At 58.2% G+C, this 15,851-nt stretch carries 13 protein-coding genes and 4 pseudogenes; 6 read left to right on the top strand and 11 right to left on the bottom strand.

The window, feature by feature from the left end; genetic code table 11:
* Positions 1 to 137: 137 nt before the first annotated feature.
* The 9 genes and pseudogenes from NCT03_RS32860 to NCT03_RS32825 form a co-directional block, all read right to left on the bottom strand.
* Positions 138 to 820, bottom strand: a pseudogene (locus NCT03_RS32860) (transposase); the annotation flags it as partial.
* A gap of 235 nt (positions 821 to 1,055) precedes the next feature.
* Entirely contained in the window at positions 1,056 to 1,301 is a 246-nt protein-coding gene (locus tag NCT03_RS34295; RefSeq protein ID WP_459906074.1) for an IS66 family transposase, read from the bottom strand.
* Positions 1,302 to 1,570: 269 nt separating this feature from the next.
* Positions 1,571 to 1,678, bottom strand: a pseudogene (locus tag NCT03_RS32855) (transposase domain-containing protein); the annotation flags it as partial.
* A 162-nt stretch (positions 1,679 to 1,840) separates the two neighbouring features.
* A complete protein-coding gene (gene tnpB / locus NCT03_RS32850; protein ID WP_250470145.1) occupies positions 1,841 to 2,137 on the bottom strand; it encodes an IS66 family insertion sequence element accessory protein TnpB in 297 nt (98 codons plus the stop codon).
* 44 nt (positions 2,138 to 2,181) lie between these two features.
* A complete protein-coding gene (gene tnpA / locus NCT03_RS32845) occupies positions 2,182 to 2,601 on the bottom strand; it encodes an IS66 family insertion sequence element accessory protein TnpA (protein ID WP_250470144.1) in 420 nt (139 codons plus the stop codon).
* A 258-nt stretch (positions 2,602 to 2,859) separates the two neighbouring features.
* Positions 2,860 to 3,855, bottom strand: a complete 996-nt coding sequence (locus NCT03_RS32840; RefSeq protein ID WP_250495435.1) for a sensor domain-containing diguanylate cyclase — start codon at positions 3,853 to 3,855, stop codon at positions 2,860 to 2,862.
* Positions 3,856 to 3,967: 112 nt separating this feature from the next.
* Positions 3,968 to 5,761 (bottom strand): sensor domain-containing phosphodiesterase, encoded by a 1,794-nt coding sequence (locus NCT03_RS32835; protein ID WP_250470142.1) that lies wholly within the window; start codon positions 5,759 to 5,761, stop codon positions 3,968 to 3,970.
* Between the two features lie 355 nt (positions 5,762 to 6,116).
* A complete protein-coding gene (locus NCT03_RS32830) occupies positions 6,117 to 6,371 on the bottom strand; it encodes a sensor histidine kinase (protein WP_250470141.1) in 255 nt (84 codons plus the stop codon).
* The gene (locus NCT03_RS32825) at positions 6,332 to 7,555 is read right to left on the bottom strand and encodes a sensor histidine kinase (RefSeq protein WP_250495434.1); all 1,224 of its coding nucleotides are present in this window, start codon (positions 7,553 to 7,555) and stop codon (positions 6,332 to 6,334) included. Before NCT03_RS32825 ends, NCT03_RS32830 begins: the two co-directional genes overlap by 40 nt.
* 601 nt (positions 7,556 to 8,156) lie before the next feature.
* Between NCT03_RS32825 and NCT03_RS32820 the strand changes: the two genes are divergently transcribed.
* Genes NCT03_RS32820 through NCT03_RS32805 form a run of 4 tightly spaced genes read left to right on the top strand, consistent with a single transcriptional unit; the run spans position 8,157 to position 12,923 of the window.
* The gene (locus NCT03_RS32820; protein WP_370652301.1) at positions 8,157 to 8,690 is read left to right on the top strand and encodes a Csu type fimbrial protein; all 534 of its coding nucleotides are present in this window, start codon (positions 8,157 to 8,159) and stop codon (positions 8,688 to 8,690) included.
* A gap of 10 nt (positions 8,691 to 8,700) precedes the next feature.
* The gene (locus NCT03_RS32815; protein WP_244832087.1) at positions 8,701 to 9,474 is read left to right on the top strand and encodes a fimbrial biogenesis chaperone; all 774 of its coding nucleotides are present in this window, start codon (positions 8,701 to 8,703) and stop codon (positions 9,472 to 9,474) included.
* A 6-nt stretch (positions 9,475 to 9,480) separates the two neighbouring features.
* Positions 9,481 to 11,967: a fimbria/pilus outer membrane usher protein gene (locus tag NCT03_RS32810; RefSeq protein WP_244832086.1), complete on the top strand. Its 2,487-nt coding sequence runs from the start codon at positions 9,481 to 9,483 to the stop codon at positions 11,965 to 11,967.
* On the top strand, positions 11,964 to 12,923 hold the full coding sequence (locus NCT03_RS32805) for a Csu type fimbrial protein (protein WP_250470139.1): 960 nt from the start codon (positions 11,964 to 11,966) through the stop codon (positions 12,921 to 12,923). The genes NCT03_RS32810 and NCT03_RS32805 overlap by 4 nt, the downstream gene beginning before the upstream one ends.
* A gap of 146 nt (positions 12,924 to 13,069) precedes the next feature.
* Here the strand turns inward: NCT03_RS32805 and NCT03_RS32800 are convergent, their stop codons facing one another.
* A complete protein-coding gene (locus tag NCT03_RS32800) occupies positions 13,070 to 13,789 on the bottom strand; it encodes a helix-turn-helix domain-containing protein (RefSeq protein WP_250470138.1) in 720 nt (239 codons plus the stop codon).
* 203 nt (positions 13,790 to 13,992) lie between these two features.
* On the bottom strand, positions 13,993 to 14,358 hold the full coding sequence (locus NCT03_RS32795) for a hypothetical protein (protein WP_250495433.1): 366 nt from the start codon (positions 14,356 to 14,358) through the stop codon (positions 13,993 to 13,995).
* Positions 14,359 to 14,513: 155 nt separating this feature from the next.
* Between NCT03_RS32795 and NCT03_RS32790 the strand changes: the two are divergent.
* Positions 14,514 to 15,446, top strand: a pseudogene (locus NCT03_RS32790) (transposase); the annotation flags it as partial.
* 31 nt (positions 15,447 to 15,477) lie between these two features.
* Positions 15,478 to 15,648 (top strand): annotated as a pseudogene (locus NCT03_RS32785) (IS21 family transposase); the annotation flags it as partial.
* Positions 15,649 to 15,851 lie beyond the last annotated feature (203 nt).

Raw genomic sequence — 15,851 nt, 5'->3', positions numbered from 1 at the left:
CTGGCAAAGTCAGTACGCGCGGCGTTCGACTGGTCGTCCGCGATGAACCAGTTTGCCATCCTGTTTGGAGAGCGTTTTACCAACGCACGCGGGTGACTCCGCTAACCGCCTCGCACACAAAAATGCGGACAGGTTCCGGCCACGCGACCATCATGTCGCCAATTGTCGTTTCGCACGCCAGGCCGACGCAACAGCAACTGGTGCTCGCGCATCACGCGGTAGACCCGTTTGTGATTGACGCACGGAGCACGGGTCATCTCGCGGCTGCGCCGCAGCAGCGCCCAGATACGGCGGTAGCCGTAGCTCGGCAGACCCGTCACATGCATTCGAATCTCATCGAGCAAGCCCGTATCATCGCGCATCCGGGCGCAGCGACCATCCTGCCAATCGATAGCACGGACCCGTTTTACCGCCACACCAGAGCGCGCCACGCCGAGAACTTCGCAGACCGTTTTCAATGGTCGTCCCCCGGCAGCAAGGGCGAGCGCGCAATCAGGTTTTTTGACCGTCCCCACTCGACCGCCTCGCGGAGAATCTCGTTCTCCATTGTCTTCTTGCCAAGCAGCCGCTGCAGTTCCTTGATTTCCTTGATGGCCGCGACCAGCTCAGACGCCGGAACAACTGTCTCGCCTGCCTACACCGCTGCCAGACTGCCTTCCCGATATTGCTTGCGCCACGCGAACACCTGGTTCGGGTTCACGCCATGCCGCCGCGCTACTGCCGATACCGACGCGCCGGGAGCCAGTGTCTCCTGCACGATGGCGACTTTCTCTTGCACCGTCCGCCGCCTGCGGCGTTCCGGTTCAGCCAGAATCTCGATGTGTTCCACGTTATGCCTAGTCGTAAAGCTAGTCACAAGACTATCCCAAATTTAGAGAGTCTTCGTGTCCTGAGATTCAGGGGGCTACTTCACGCACTGTCCGCCTCCCGCAAGATCCGAACAATCTGCTCATCGCTGTATCGACTCTTCTTCATGACGCGCTCCGTATGGATGCGCCGTTATCCTAGATCAGTTCGGTCTCAAGTTACCGGGGCAGGTCAGTAGCGTCGTGTCGTCAACGTGCATGCGCGGCGCCTGCAACTGGTGCGCGCGCAGCGGCGGCAGAAGCGCAGCGAGCAATTGCTGCGGCCAGCGTCCATTCGCACAGCGTGGCCCGCGGCAGGTGAATACCACGGCGCGCATAGCGCATCTCTTGCCGATTCAACGGCAGATGATCGACGTAGGTGCTCACTAGGATGTTTGCGAGCAGACTCGCGCTCGCGTTACTCTTGGGCAGCGGCGAGGGCTGAGCGCTCGCCATCACGATGGTCGACTCGCCATCCTTCTTCGCTGCATACTTGAAGCGGATATGTTCGATGACCGTGAGCCTTGACGGCTCGTAATGCAGCGTCTCGCTACGCCCTTCGCCGATGCGCTCAAGCGCGTCGAATGCGGCCTTCTGTTCGTCGCGCAGGTCATATTCGATGCGCGTGCGTGGTAAGTCCTTTGGCAGCCAGGGCGTCCCCGGCGGGCGTGCCCTGTGACTTGAAACTTCGCTGGCTCGGGAGGAACTGGAATATCTATGGCGGCGTCAAACAGCTCGGCCTGACCGGCCAGCCGCTCAGAGCTCGCGCCGAAGCGTGCGCGATTGAGTTGTGCAATCTGATGCTGAAGGCTCTCCAGTTGCTCCCACAACACGCACGCGAGCCGGTTCTGTTCGAGTGCAAAGGCTTGCAGAGCCTCCAGCTCTAGTGGCAGATCCCGGCAGTGACGGCGGCGGGCAGCATGTCAAGCATGATGCCCAACTCGCGCGACGTTTTTCAAGCTTCGGTGAGCGCTGTGCGCGATTCAGGGCAGCGTTTAAGCCACGCGCGTCACCGCGACGGCGCGATGAGGCTTGCGCGCTGGAATCTCAATACCTTCGAGCCACGCATTGAGTTCCGCAAGCGTGAAGCCGCGTTGTGCGAGCGAGGCCGGTGATGGGAAATGTCCGTGTTCAAGTCGTTTGTACCAAAGCGCGAATCCGGTACGGTCCCAATAGAGGCACTTCACCTTCGTGCGGTCACGCCCGACGAACACGAACAAGTTGCCCGAAGCCGGCTTCTGCGCAAGCAGCGGTTCGACCAGATACGACAGAGTGTCGATCGACTTGCGCATGTCGACCGGCTCGCGGCAGATGTAGGCTCGAACATCAGCGGCGATCAGCACCGTGCACCGCAAAGCTGGCCAAGCACGAAGCGCACGATGCGCTCGGCATGCACGCCACTCATTTCGATGCGAACGCCGGCGATCGATAACGTCACGCGATCACGCGTCGACGATGCTGGCGTATCGACTGACGCAGATGATTGTGTCGCTGCAGGCTCACCTTCGAGGCGAGCAATGACAAACGCGGCGTCGGCCGTCACGGCCAGCGGACTCATTGCTGCCGTTTCGCCCGCAAACTTCTTGCGCCACAATCCGAAAGTGCTTACGGCAATGCCTTGTTCGCGACAAAAATGTCGAGTGCCAACGCCGCTCATCTTCCATGCTGCAACCATCTCTCGCCAGAACGCTTCGCCCTGGCGAGGGCGTCGCGTGCGCGTTCGCGCAGCAGCTCGGCCCACCGCGTCGTCGTCCATCGCATCACTCCAACCATTACAATGGCCAAACCTTCGCATCATGCATGCGGAAAATCAAGACGGGTTGCGCTGACGGATACCCATCGCAAAATTCGTTGTCTCGTCCCTAAGCCGTGCATTCGAGTCGCACTGTTCCTTTTCCGGCGCGTTTGGCGACGTAAAGCAGCCGATCGGCTGTTTCAAACGCGCTGGCAGCAGAGCCTGTCGTAAGAGACGCCCCACCAACACTCACCCCTATTTTAACCAAGCTGTTATTTCTCAAGTAAATGGAGTCGAAATGGCTTCGACAATGAGATTGGCAAGCTGATACGTCTGCGAGCAAGTTTTGTTATCCAAAACGAAGGCGAACTCGTCACCGCCCAACCTCCCGATATGGTCGTCAATTCCAGCAAGGGCATTCAGGCGATTTGCTACCGCTTGCAGCAGCTCGTCACCCGCACCATGGCCGAAAGTATCATTCACTGCCTTAAATCCGTCGAGCTCTAGGAACAGCACAAACACTTCCTCTGAGATGCCGCTATCATCGACACGGCGCTTTGAAAGCGTGTCGATAATTTCCATTATCTTGGCACGGTTGTTCAATCCCGTGAGCGAGTCTTTGGTTGCAAGAAACACAATTCGTAGCTGCGCATGGATGAGCGGCGCGGCCGCTCGATAAGCCTTGTCGACGGTAATAAACATGCCGACAATCCAGACGGGGCCTTGGATAGCGATCCACTTCATATGCAGTGCAGGCGAGATCGCACAGGCCGCGAGGAACGGGACGACGATCAAAACAACCTGTAGCTTTGCAAACTTTGGGGCACCGGCGTTGGTAAAAGTTGCGCCGAAAGCTAGGCCGGTCATGACACATGCGCTCATCACGGTAAGCAACATATCTCCTGACATGGCTGTGACGCAGCCAGTCGACCCGATGATCACGGACCATATCAGCCCCGAGGATATGATCCGATGCCGTGTGTAGACGCCTTCGCTGAAATTTTGATGAATCCAACGCGTAACCACGATGCGATTCACTACGCCACACACCGCAATAGCAAAAAGGATAATGCCCGTCAGGAAATCGGAGAAGGCGTAGGTCAGATCGAGACTGACGACGCTGACTCCTCCAAGTACAATCATCTCCGTTCGTCCGACGAGCGTACGGAACAGCTGCTCTTGGATAGCGTCGTTCTCTCGCGCTGTCGGCCGCGAGAGAGATTCGTAGTAATTTCGAATCCGAGTTAATAAAACTTGTTCGACTGACCGTTCCATTTAACGCCCTAAGTACTCATCGATGCACATTGAAGCTGACGACATTTATGTTTGACGATTCATCACGAAGGGAACTGAGCATGCAACACTCGAAGTCACACGTGTCAGCTTGCTACAGCGGCATGACATGCTGCTCGACGTCGAGCCAAGCCGAAAATATGTCTGCCTCCATCGGCCGGCCAGTGAAATAGCCTTGAACTTCGTCGCACCCCCACGCTTTGACCTGCCCGAGTATTTCGGCGGTCTCAACTCCCTCTGCTACGGCGGTGTAACCTAATTCATGGACAAGGCGAATCACCGTCCGAACGATTGTTGCGTCACGCGGGCTGACTGATATTGCTCTGACGAGTGCCTGGTCGATCTTCACGGTTGCCACATCGAGGTGGCTAAGCTGCGCAAGGTTGCTGAATCCGGATCCAAAGTCGTCGATTGCAAGCGCCACGCCAATCTCGCGAAGCCGACCGACTGCTAACGCGGTGCGATCGCAATGGCGCATGAGCGACCCCTCTGTCACTTCGATCTCCAGTCGTTGAGCGCCAACATTGCACGATTTAAGTGTCGATTCGACCAACGGCACAAAATTATCGCGCGTCAAGTCTGACGCGACAGCATTCACTGATACACGGAGTGTCGGATGACTCGATTGCCACATCGCAAGCTGTCTTAACGCCGCAGTGAGCACCCAATCGGTCAATGCGTTGACAAGCGCCGTGTTCTCGACGAGCGGAATAAATTCGCCCGGAGAGATTTCTCCAAGCTGGGGGTGACGCCAGCGCACAAGCGCTTCCGCGCTCACGCAAACACCATCGCTTAACCGGACGCGAGGTTGATAGACGAGACGCAATTGATTTGTTGAAAGTGCATCCTTGAACGAGTTGATCAGGATGAACGCACGATTTCGATGACGTCCCATTTCCAAGTCGTAATACACCGCACGTGTCTGAGTTTCGCGAGCGCGCTCTGATGCGAAAATCAACGCGGCGATCATGTCGGGTGGATTTACGGCGTCGCTAAGTCGAACGACACCGATAGACGGCGTGACATCGATCGGCAGGTCCACGCCCGCAGCTAAAGGCCGTTCGAACGCGCCCGTGATGCAGTCAACGAGCCTCCCAAGTCCGGTACAGGACGCTTCTGTGACGAGACCGTATCGCGCATAGCCGATTCGATAAAGCGTTATGCCCGGACCAAGCGCGTCGGTCAGTCGTTTGGTTGTCTCGACCGCTACGGCGTTGATCGACTCCAATCCGATGGCAACGACCATGCGGTTGATATAGTCCAGCGTACAGACATCGATCAACACCGCCTGCGTCGACGCATGTACAGCCACGCCGTGCTGTTCGTCGCGGAGCGCCAAATCGTCTAGAAAACGCGTCAGATTGGGCAGTCCCGTCACTCTGTCGCGACAGGCCGTCGAGCGCAACGTGTCAATACGCTGCGCAATCAGATTGGCTAACGCTGACAGATGGGATCGTTCTTGAGCGCCGAAAGACGCTCGGGGAGTCGTACCAATGATGCACAGCGTTCCGACGGCGTGGCCGTTGTGTGTCACAAGCGGTGCACCAGCATAGAAGCGGATGAACGGCGATCCGGTGACCAATGGATTGTCATGAAATCGGTCATCGTGGTGGGTATCGAGCACCACCATTGGTTCACGGGCTAAAATCGCATGTGCGCAAAACGACGTTTCCCGGGCCGTCTCGGTGACGTGCATACCAACACGAGATTTGAACCACTGACGGTCCTTGTCTACTAGGGTCACCAGCGAGATTGGCACTTCAAAAATGTCGGAGGCGAGTCGGGTGATGTCGTCAAAAACAGAGTCGGGCGGTGTATCCAAAATACACGCAGAGCGCAGCGTGCTCAGTCGAGCATCTTCATCGAGAGGATAGGGCGGTGCGATCATTGGTTGCTCATGCCAGCGGAGTATCGCTCTATCACCCATATGGAAATCGGCTGTTCCAAGTAAGCGATCGGGCTGCTGCTCCCTCGGTTTCGGAGATTGTTAGATGACCGCAATATCCGGTCACGGCCAAAAATGGAACTCTTTATTCAATGACGGCATTGGACACTAAAACTTAAGGGTATCCACTTCATTTGGTTTGACGGCCTTACCAGCCAAAGGGGACAGCCAACCTGCGCGCTCGGGATTTATTCGATTATTTTTGGAGCGCGTTCCGACAATCTACGAAAAGGTTTTGCGCGCTGCGGTCGTGGAAAAGCGCAACGTGCTGTTCGCAGTAGGGATGAGGTTCTTTGACTCAGATGCTATGGTGCGGCAAATTAATCGTGAATATGCATCCGACACCGGGCCGATTAGTTACCGTCAAGTTACCATCAAACGATTCAATGATCCCTTTAGTGATTGAGAGCCCCATGTCTAAACCACTTTTGTCTTTCGATTGTTGCGTGAAAGGTTGGAACATGGTTGCGGCGCTGCCACGAGGAAGTCCGCCGCAGTGGTCACGTACTTCGATTAAAATGCGGTCTCCTGCCGCGTAGGCGACGAGCTCCACCTCGGTATCGGTTTTGTGAATTTAAAACCGTTTTGCACTAGACTAGTCACTGCGGAATATAATTCGTCGCGGTCTGCCCAAACGGCGAGACCTTGTTCGATTGGCAGAGCCGTAAAAGCAACATCACGAACGTGCGCGGCCAACGTTGCGGCGGGCGCCACATCCTGAATAAATCCCGCCAATTGAAACTTCTCACTCGAAAGCCCTTTGTCCGTCTCTCCTTTAAGTTCGTCAAGTGACCGATTGATCAGGCTGCGTAGACTATCAAGTCCGCGCTGGAGGACTGTGCCTGTTGCGCCGTTAAGATTCAAGTTACCTTTCTTCGCCGCTTCGAACGCTATAGTCGCACTCGACAACGCGTTGCGTAGTTCGTGAACAAGTGCCGCTGTGTCTTCTCGGTCCTGTTTTCCTTGAGCGCTACGATCGGCGTTACCGCGCTGATAAGCGAACTCCATAACCGCCTTTGCGATTGCGTTGTCAAGACAACGGTTTAACGTTTGATATTCATCTACCAGAAACGGGACATCGCGTTCGCGAGCAAGTGCCATGATAACTTGGCAGAGATCGCCGTATTGATGAACGACCTCTTCTATGGACACATTCAAAAGCTGCAGCTTATTTGCGTATTGTCCTGCCGATGCGCCCATCTCGGAAGCGTCGCTCGATCCCAAACTAGGGCCGAATATGGCACGACTTGTTAGCGGGTCGCTGCCCTGTTCTACGCGCAGGGTTACGATCAATTGGTCTAAGAATAACGGGATTCCGGTTTCTAACCGTTCCGAAGCATGAGTGAAAGAAGACCGGGCGACGACGCGAAGTCTGCATCGTTCAATCAGTTCACTTCGATTGTTCGACAGGAAATTGTTCATCATGGCATTTCCCCTACGTTGGTTCACATTTTCGTAAAGCTTAATGGCGCAGCACTTAGTCCCATTTTTTTTAATCGCCGAAGAGCGAATTTTATGTAATAGGCCTCTCGCCCGTACTCGTTGGTCTTGGTTGCACTGTTCGCTTGCTATCAATCGACGCAAAAGATCCGCCCAATGGGCTGTATCTAATCCGGGCATCTGAGTAGTGGCAGAAAGCAGTTCAATCTGTATGATCATTAGCGTAATGTGCTCAATGAGCTCGTCGGCTGCGCGCGCGGAAATTCGATGTGTTTGGACCCTTAAAGAGAAAACCATTTGATTCTCCTTTTGTTGCTCTCTTCGGAGCGATAATCCAGCCTATAATTGGCGCACAACCTATATCGCCAGATATAAAAATGTCTTGCTCATCAAATTGATAAGTCGTTCACTGAAGGTTGCGATTATAGTTGGTTCGAGCGTTAATTGCTCGCGGGGGTGTCCACGCTCCAAACTTTAAAATGATCAGACGGTCAGGACCAGCGACTTAGTGGATGGAGGAAAAATGCCCCAGCCATGCCTCGTGCTCCCAAAATCCGAACGGCCATTTCATTTCCTGCCCCTGAGGCGCATTCTAGGGTAATGGCTAGCTTCGAAGTTGTTTGCCAAACCTCACTCGTCGGCGTTGCTAATGCAACGAGGCTTCAGTAGATGAGTGCTTCGTAGGGTATTTGACTTCGAGCGTCTTCGATCTGGTCAACGCGGGGGCGAGCGTGCTCTCGGCAGTGCTAGGACAGTCAAGTTTTGGTAACGCAAACGAAGTTTCGATAGAAAACTTCGATGGCTTCGGACTTAAGAGGATTGTTGCTTGGCCGTTAAGGAAGCAGGGAGCGGCCGTTAATCTGGTGGCTCCGCACACACACGCATATTCGGAGAAATAATGCGGAAAAATATTGAGAGAACCGCGCGATTGGTCCGTCGCGCAGGTGAGATCGCGCTCGTCCTCACACTGGCAAGCGGTTTACCCCTAGCAGCAGAGGGCGCGACATCTAAGACGGCGACGTTCACCGTGTCGCTGACCATTCAAGCCGATTGCGACATCACCGCCAATTCGCTCGATTTCGGCTCGACGGGCATTATCCAGACAAACATCGACCAAACAACCACGGTCAACGTGACCTGCACGAAGGGCACGGCCTACAACATCGGGCTGGATCAGGGCTCGGTAAGCGGCTCGGCCGTGGCGACGCGTCTTCTGGGCGGCATGGGTTCACCCAATCCGACAGTCAACTTCGGCCTCTATCGCGACTCGGCGCGCACTCAGAACTGGGGCCAAACGATCGGCACCGATACGCTCTCGGGCACCGGCACCGGCTCCTCGCAAGCCCTCACCGTCTATGGCCGAGTGCCGACGCAAACCGCCCCGGCGGCGGGCGCCTACACGTCGACCATCACGGCGACGGTTACATTCTGAGGCCCCGGCGATGTCCTTTTTCCGTTCTTTCAAGCTCGCGGCCGGGGCGCTTGCCGTGGCGCTCGCCGTGCCCGCGCATGCCGGTGCGCTGCAGGTTTCGCCCATCCGCGTCGATCTTTCGCCCGAACAACCCGCCGCCGTCATGAAGCTGCAGAACCGCGGCAGCGAGACCATCACCGCGCAAGTGCGCGTGTTCGGCTGGTCGCAAACGCTCGACGAAGACCGTCTCGACGAAGCGCGCGGCATCGTTGCAAGCCCGCCGATCATCAGCATTCCTGCCGGTGGCGAGCAAACCGTACGCATCTTGCGCACGAGCCGCGAAGCGCCGCGCGGCGAGGAGACGTATCGCCTGCTGGTGGACGAGATTCCGCAAGCCGAAACCGCCCGCACGACTGGCGTGCGCATGCAGTTGCGCTATTCGGTGCCCGTCTTCGCGAACGCCACGTCCGGCCCCGCCACGCCTAAGGTCGATTTCACGCTGGAGCGCGCAAGCGCCGGCGCCGATCCGAAAGCCGCGCCCGCGCGCCTGATGTTGCGCGCCGCCAATGCCGATGCGCTGCACGCGCAACTGAGCCAGGTGCGGATCGAATGGCCGGACGGCCGCGTCACCGAAATGGCGCCGGGACTCCTCGGTTACGCGCTGGCGCACGCGACACGCCAATGGCCTGTTGCGGATGCCGCCAGCACCGCAACCACCGCCACCGTGCACGCGACCATCAACGGCACGCCCGTCTCGACGCAGATCTCGCTCGCTAGCCCGCTCGTCGTCTCGTCGGCGAAGTGACGTGACGTGAAGGCCGGTCATGTCGAGAGCCGCAAAAGGCGCGGCGGCAGGCGCGCGCGTGCGCGTCTGCCGTTCGTGCTCGCGGCGAGCGCCAGTCTCAGCATGGCGGTGAGCGCCGCGTGGGCCGCGCAGATGGTGACGTCGCCCGTGGCATCCGCCAGCGCCAGTGCTGCCAGTGCTGCCAGCGCGGCCAGCGCGGCGAACCCCAAACGCGATGGCGTGCTCTATCTGGAAGTGGTCATCAACGACATCTCCACGGATCAGGTCGCGCAGTTTTTCATGGTGGACGGTGCGCTCCACGCCATGCCGCGTGAGCTCGCGGAGATCGGCATCCTCGCGGGGGAGACGCCCGTGGATGCGCAAGGCCGCGTGGCGCTTGCGACCATCGCCGGGCTGTCGTATGCGTACCGGCCGGAACTGCAGCGCATCGATATCCGTGTCAGCGACGCGCGCCGTGTGCCGTCCACACTTAACGACGGCTCGTTGCGCCGCCCGACGACCTCCACGGCCACCGGCGCGCTTATCAACTATGAATTCACCGCGCAGCCCCAATACGAGTCGCGCTACGCGCTCTTCAGCGAGGAGCGCTTGTTTTATCCGGGCGGCACCTTCAGCAACACCGGCACCGCTTACCGATACGGCGAACGCACGGGCTACACGCGCCTCGATACGTCGTGGCGGCGCTCGAACCCCGACACGATGATCACCACCCGCATTGGCGACACGATCAGCTCGTCGCTCTCCTGGACGCGCGCGGTGCGTCTCGGCGGCGTGCAGGTATCGCGCGACTTTTCGCTGCGTCCCGACCTCGTGACTTATCCGGTGCCGACGCTCGGCGGCTCGGCGGCCGTGCCCACCGCCGTGGATCTCTACGTGAACAACGTGCGTCAATACAGCGGTCAGGCGCCATCCGGCCCGTTCGTCATCAATGCGGTGCCGGCGGTGACGGGCGCGGGCGAGGCAACCATCGTCACGCGCGATGCACTCGGCCGCAACGTGATGACCACGGTACCGCTCTATATCGACGCGCGTCTGCTCGCCACCGGTCTCACCGATTTTTCGATGGAAGGCGGCTTTCTGCGCCGCAACTATGGTTTCGAATCGCTCGGCTATTCGGGCGAGCCGTCGCTGTCCGCGTCGCTTCGCCATGGTGTTTCCGAACGTTTCACGGTCGAGGCACATGCCGAAGCGACGCGTCACATCGTCAATCTGGGCGTGGGCGGCCTGATCCGCGCGGGCGCAGCGGGCGTGGTCAACGTCTCCGTGGCGGCAAGCACGGGCAAGAGCACGGTACAGACCATCGGCTACGAGGGCGGCGTTCCCGTCGCGGGATCGACCACCACCGGCGCGGGCGCGCAGTTCAGCGCAGGCTGGCAGTACCGCGCGCCGCTTTTGTCCGTCGACATGCAAGTGCAGCGCGCAACGTCGCATTACGGCGATCTGGCCTCGAGCGAAGGCGCGCCCGCGCCGGCATCGACCGACCGCGCAACGGTGGCCGTGCCCTTGCAGATCGTCGGCCAGCCGGGCGCAGTGAGCATGACATACGTCGGCGTCAACGATAGTTACTCGGGCCGCGCGCGCATCGGCTCGCTCGCGTATTCGTCGTCGATAGGCGGGCGCGTCGCGCTCTCGGCAAGCGTCTATCGCGACTTCGGCACGACGCGCAATGCGGGGCTCTTCATCGCGCTCAGCATGCCAATCGGCAGCAGCATGAACGCGAGCGTGAGCGGCGGTTTCGACCAGCATTCGCCGCTCATGAATGCCTCGCTCTCGCGCACGCCGGATTACGACGGCGGCTTCGGCTGGCAAGTGCAGGGCGGCCAGCAGAACGGCAGTGTGCAGGGACTCGCGCAGGGCACGTATCGCAATCGTTATGGCGATGTGATCGGCTCGGTGTATCAGAACCGCGGACGCACGGCGACCGAGCTCGACGGCTCCGGCTCCATCGTGCTGATGGCAGGCGACGTGCTCGCGGGCCGCCGCATCGACGACGCCTTCGCCGTGGTCGATACGAACGGCGTGGCAAACGTTCCCGTGCTGCACGAGAACCGGCTGATCGGCAAGACCAATGGCGCGGGTCATCTGCTGGTGCCGAACCTGCTCGCCTACGATTCGAACCATCTCGCCATCGACCCGCTCGGACTGCCCGCGACCACGTCGATCAGCGCGACGAGCCTGAACATCGCGCCGCAAGCGCGCGCGGGCGTGCTGGCGCGCTTTTCCATCGAGCACTTCAGCGGCGCGCAGCTCAAGCTCGTCGACGACAACGGCAAGCCCTTGCAGCCGGGCGCGCACGCCATCGTGAGCGCAAGCGGCAAACAATACCTCGTGGGCTATGATGGCCTCACCTTCATCGACGATCTCAAGGCGCAAAATCATGTGTTCGCTCAATGGAATGCCGGTTCCTGCGAAGCCGATATCGCGTTCGCGCCGCAAACCGCTCAGTCGCTCGAAACGCTCGGGCCGTTCGTCTGCCATGCGGTGACGCGATGAAACTGCTTCGTCATGTGATTGCGCTGATCGTGTTCGTGCTTTGCGCACTGGCCGCGGGCAACGCGCAAGCGCAGGTCTGCACGGCTATATCGACGGGCATGAGCTTCGGCTCGTACAGTCCGGTGACGGGAACGCCGAGCGCGAGCGCGACCATCGCCATCAAATGCTCCGGGCTGCTCGCAAAGTTGCGCGTGTGTGTCGCGCTCGGGCCGGGCGTCGGGCAGACGAGCTATGCGCCGCGGTACATGACGAACGGCGTGAGCACGTTGCAATACAACCTCTATAGCGATTCGGCGGGCACAAGCGTGGTCGGCTCGATCTTTGGTCCCTATGCTCCCGCGTTTTACGATTTACCGGTGAACGCGGGCGCGGTGAACACGACCGTGACTGTGTACGGCAAGATACTGCCGTCACAATCGAGCGTGCAGGCGGGCAGCTTCGGCGCCACGTTCGGCAGCACGGCGATTGTCGGCTATCAGACGCTGCCGACCACCGGCACGTTTCTCGACTGCCTCGCGCTACCGGTTTTATCCGGGTCTTTCTCGTTTCCCGTGACGGCGAACGTCATTAACGACTGCACGATCTCGGCGTCGAATATTGACTTCGGCTCTAAGGGTCTACTCTCCTCGACGTTGACGGCGGCGGGCAGCTTATCCGTGGCCTGCACCAATGCGGGTGCGTATGCCATTTCGCTTTCGGCGGGAAACGGCGTCAACGCGACATCCGCGACGCGCTACATGACGCTCGCCGGCGGCAGCGACAAGATCGGCTACGGGCTGTATCCGAGCGCATCGTATTCGGTACCTTGGGGCGATGGCACGTCGGGATCGACGACCGTAAGCGGCACTGGCAACGGCGCGACGCAAACCATTCCGGTGTATTCGCGCGTGCTGCCGCAACCGACACCGCCGCCAGGCAGTTATAGCGATACGGTGATCGCGACAATCATTTTTTGAGACGTCCGGATCATCTTGCGCTCTCGAATCGACCTGTGCGCAACGCAATGAGAGATGAGCGCTGAAAAGCACCGATCGAAGTGAAAGTATCGCTGAGCGCCAAAATCGTTTATTCGGCATTTTCCTGCTCATTATGACAGTCGGCGCTAACCAGCTCCAATACTGCGCAGGCGTTCGAAATCCCGGATGCGAACGGCTTTGCCCTTCGCATCGATGAGGCCGATCTTGTCAAAACGTGACAGCGTGCGACTCACGGTTTCGAGGGTTAAACCAAGGTAACTTCCGATATCGTCGCGCGTCATTCGGAGTGTGAACTCATCCGCTGCATAACCGCGCTTGGCGAGCCGTGCGGACAAATCGAGCAGCAAGCGCGCAACGCGTTCGTCCGCGCGCAACATGGCGAGACGCAGGGCGTGATCCGACTCGCGATTGATCGCCTGTCCGAGCATCCGTAACACGCGTTTTTGCAGCGTCTCCATCTCGCGGCATATGCGCTCAAAAAGCGAATACGGAATGACGCACACAGAGCTATCCTCGAGCGCAATTGCGTCGTAGGTGTGCTGGCCGTCGCCAATACCGTCGAGCCCAAGTGGGTCGGCTGCAAGCATGAGGCCGGTGACCTGTTTGCGCCCGCCGTCACGGATCGCAACGGTTTTGAGCGAGCCGGAGCGCACCGCGAAGAGCGCGTTAAATGCGTCGCCCGCGCGGAAGAGCGCTTCGCCGCGCCGTACCAGGTGCGCGGCCGAGATCACTTGTTCGAACTTACCGATGTCACGAGCACTAAGCCCTTCTGGCACACAGAGATGGCGCACTACACAGGTGGAGCACCGTGGGGGATCGCGCCGCGCGCGGATCGCGTCGGACATGGCGGCTGTTTATTTGATTAAAGACAACTAATTGTCTCATGATTTTGCCGTTTTGCCGGGCGTCAAGATGACGCGCTCGGTAGCTATTTCTATAGTTATCGATCGCGCCACGGACCATACCATGTCCCTGCACAATGCGAAAGCGGGTCTTATTCCCGAACTGAGCGAACAACTCGGATGGAAAAGATGCGTCTTATAGCGGTTCAAATGACCAAGAAGTCAACCTGCGTGCGGGACTCGCCGCGTTCTTGGATGCGGACCGCGTGGTTCCCATGAACCTCAAACGGTTCGATCCGTTGAACCCTCATGACGACTTGATACAAATGCTTGTGGAAAACGGGCATTTCGTTTTCCCGTCCGAGCAACATGGAGGTCGCAGCCGAAGACGGCCACGAATCAAAGTAAAGATCAACGATGGTAACGTAGTCGTTGCGGCTGTAGCGCGGCTCGTTAACTCGCCGCAAGCTGGATCGACGACGATGATGTAAAGGCTTGGAAGAGCGCGAGGGGGCGGTTTTCACGCTAGTTCTTTCCAGTGGCAAACTTCCAAGGTTGGGAAAAGCAGCCATGACGTTTACGCCATCCGCGGAAAGCAGAAGGAAACGAGTCCGCTAGGGGTTGGCTCCGGGTGTTGGACCGTGAACCTCTGCAATCGGTCCAGATAGTGTCAAAACGCATTTTGAGACGCTAGATTTTTGCTGTGTAACCAAAGGGAGTGCGCAAAGTGAAGCGGTTCGTTCAAGGCGACGATCGTAACCAGAGCTTCTGCTGCCCGAAGCACTTGAGGACTACGTGACGGACACGAATCCAGTGTGCGTAATCGATGTCTTTGTAAATGAACTTGATTTTGATGCTCTCGGGTTCGATCGCATTCAATCTGCGTCGACCGGCAGGCCGTCTTTATCATCCTGAGGTGCTGCGTAAGATCTATACCTACGGCTATCTTAATCGCATTCAGTCCAGTCGTCGTTTTGAACGTGAGGCGCAGCGAAACATCGAACTTATGTGGATCACGGGTCGACTTGCGCCCGACTTCAAAACCATAGCTCGGTTCCGGACGACAACAGCAGACGTATTCGCGATGTTTGCCGTCAGTTCGTAATGCTATGCCAGCGTCTGGACCTCTTCTCTAAAGTAATCGTTGCGATCGACGGTAGCAAGTTCAAGGCGGTGAACCATCGCGACCGCAACTTCACGAACGCCAAGCTCGAACGGCGCATGCGTGATATCGAGTCGAGTATTGCTCGATATCTCCAAGCGCTCGACACGGCTGATCGTCAGGAGCCTGCGATCGTGAAGGCCAGAACAGAGCGGCTGAAAGACAAGATCGCAGCCTTGAAGGAATAAATGCAAGTTCTCAAGAAGATTGCGGTCCAACTCAAGGGCACGCGACGGACAAGTATGGCTCACGGATCCCGATGCGCGATCAATGAAGACGCGAGGCACCGTAGTCGTTGGCGACAACGTGCAAACAGCGGTGGACACGAAGCACCATCTAATTGTCGCGCATGTCGTCACCAATGACGGGTTTGACCGCGATCATTTAGCGTCGACACCCAAGCTTGCTCGTGCGGAGATGGGGGTTGAGAAGCTCACGGTATTTGCGGATCGTGGCTATTGCAAAAGCGAGGAAACAATTGCGTGCCATCAGGCTGGAACCTGCTCCCTTTTTTGCGGGAGAAGCGCCGATGCCGACACCTCGGATGAGCATGCGCAAATCGAAGGAAGTCCTGCGACTCAAGTGGGCGTGTGGCCTGACGCATCGGCAGATCAGCCGCGCCATCGGCATCAGCTTCGGGGACGTGTCGAAGTTCGCCGCGCAAGCTAGCCAGGCGGGACTCGACTGGGCCGTTGTAGAAGTGCGTTAATTCTGCTACTGGGTGCACTAATTCGCTAATGCAGCGTAGTTAGGGCAATTGGGAATGTCTGCGGGGCATTCGCTTCCCAGCGAAAGTAGTCGTTCCGCATGACATCCCCGCAGCACATGGAACAGCCCCGTGAAAGACCGGACACAGTCTCCCACTTACAATAGCGGGTAGGCATAAGACTGTGTATATGACTA

Origin of the sequence: Caballeronia sp. GAWG1-1, assembly GCF_023631465.1 — a bacterium.
In the GTDB taxonomy this organism is placed as follows: Bacteria; Pseudomonadota; Gammaproteobacteria; order Burkholderiales; family Burkholderiaceae; genus Caballeronia.
The sequence above is the reverse complement of the archived record's forward strand: the minus strand, read 5'-3'. Positions and strand labels throughout refer to the sequence as shown.

Bases quoted from the DNA above. Each gene is read 5' to 3' on its own strand.
- NCT03_RS32820 (WP_370652301.1), top strand. From the start codon at position 8,157: ATGCGGAAAAATATTGAGAGAACCGCGCGATTGGTCCGTCGCGCAGGT.
- tnpA (WP_250470144.1), bottom strand. From the start codon at position 2,601: ATGGACGACGACGCGGTGGGCCGAGCTGCTGCGCGAACGCGCACGCGA.
- NCT03_RS32815 (WP_244832087.1), top strand. From the start codon at position 8,701: ATGTCCTTTTTCCGTTCTTTCAAGCTCGCGGCCGGGGCGCTTGCCGTG.
- NCT03_RS34295 (WP_459906074.1), bottom strand. From the start codon at position 1,301: ATGGCGAGCGCTCAGCCCTCGCCGCTGCCCAAGAGTAACGCGAGCGCG.
- tnpB (WP_250470145.1), bottom strand. From the start codon at position 2,137: ATGCGCAAGTCGATCGACACTCTGTCGTATCTGGTCGAACCGCTGCTT.
- NCT03_RS32795 (WP_250495433.1), bottom strand. From the start codon at position 14,358: ATGGCTGCTTTTCCCAACCTTGGAAGTTTGCCACTGGAAAGAACTAGC.
- NCT03_RS32840 (WP_250495435.1), bottom strand. From the start codon at position 3,855: ATGGAACGGTCAGTCGAACAAGTTTTATTAACTCGGATTCGAAATTAC.
- NCT03_RS32835 (WP_250470142.1), bottom strand. From the start codon at position 5,761: ATGATCGCACCGCCCTATCCTCTCGATGAAGATGCTCGACTGAGCACG.
- NCT03_RS32805 (WP_250470139.1), top strand. From the start codon at position 11,964: ATGAAACTGCTTCGTCATGTGATTGCGCTGATCGTGTTCGTGCTTTGC.
- NCT03_RS32825 (WP_250495434.1), bottom strand. From the start codon at position 7,555: ATGGTTTTCTCTTTAAGGGTCCAAACACATCGAATTTCCGCGCGCGCA.
- NCT03_RS32800 (WP_250470138.1), bottom strand. From the start codon at position 13,789: ATGTCCGACGCGATCCGCGCGCGGCGCGATCCCCCACGGTGCTCCACC.